Origin of the sequence: Synechococcus sp. R3-13, from assembly GCF_047462195.1 — a bacterium.
GTDB lineage: Bacteria > Cyanobacteriota > Cyanobacteriia > Thermostichales > Thermostichaceae > Thermostichus.
Window position 1 is genome coordinate 1 of the sequence record NZ_JANSIO010000442.1, and the last position, 950, is coordinate 950.

A 950-nucleotide genomic window follows, 5' to 3' on the forward strand; every position below is an offset into this window, starting at 1 on the left:
CCACCCGCCCCGGCAAATAGCCGTAGAGGGAGAAAGCCGCCGCTCCTCCCCCCAGATAGAGCAACAGGGGATTTTTTTCCCGCACGCCCTTGAGGAGCAAGGCCAGGGCCGCACACTCCACCAGCACAATCAGGTTTTCCCGCATGGCCATGCGGCTGATGCCCAGCAAGGCGTGGTTGGATCCCAAGAGGGCCGCCCCCGCCAAAGCCAGCCGGGATCCCCAGAATGCCCGAAAAAACCCGTAAGCCACCAAAATGGTGATCACCCCGAAGGCGGCATGTACCGTGCGCACATTGAGCAGCGTGACTCCCCCCATCAGCCGCGTCAGGCCGCCGAAGAGGCTGAACATGAAGCGGGGGAAATAGAAATACTCCGGCATCAGCCCAAAGATATCGGGGTAGCGCACCCCTGAGGCGCGACGGGCCATGGAGGTGATCACAATCTCGTCAGTATTGATCTGAAAAGGGATGTTGGGCAGGTCGTAGAGGTAGATCGGGGCAAAGACCAACACCAACAGCCCCAGGTGCAACAGCTCCTGTTGCCAGCGCAGCCGCGTCGGATCCCAAGGGGGTTGAGCCGGGGAAAACTGCGCCCAATACAACCCCACCAGCAGGATGCTCAGCAGCCAGAGGCCAATCTGCAGCACGTGGTAGCCAAACACCCCGTACCAGAGGATCAGGGCTACCCCCAAGCCCAAGCCGGATCCCAGCAGGGGCAGATGCCGGGAGGTCATCACCCTATCCCAAACCGCCATAGAACCGATACGACTGGAATCAGGAACGAATCGATCCCTCTCAGCCTACCAGGCGCAAGATGCTCGACAAAACCAGAACTCAGTCAGCGCCCTCCCCCCTAGTCTTTCTCCCAAGGGGCGAGGGGAGATCAGAAAAGGTTGGAATCAAAACTTTGCCCCACCTGTTCTAGGTTGTGTTGATCTTTCATTTGAGCCA

Annotated in this window: 1 protein-coding gene; it reads right to left on the bottom strand. The window is 59.4% G+C overall.

The genetic code is table 11. The features are described from left to right. Nucleotides 1-733 (bottom strand): glycosyltransferase family 39 protein (locus tag NW856_RS12705; RefSeq protein WP_414400569.1); only part of this gene is annotated, 733 nt, incomplete at its 3' end. Between the last annotated feature and the right edge of the window lie 217 nt (nt 734-950).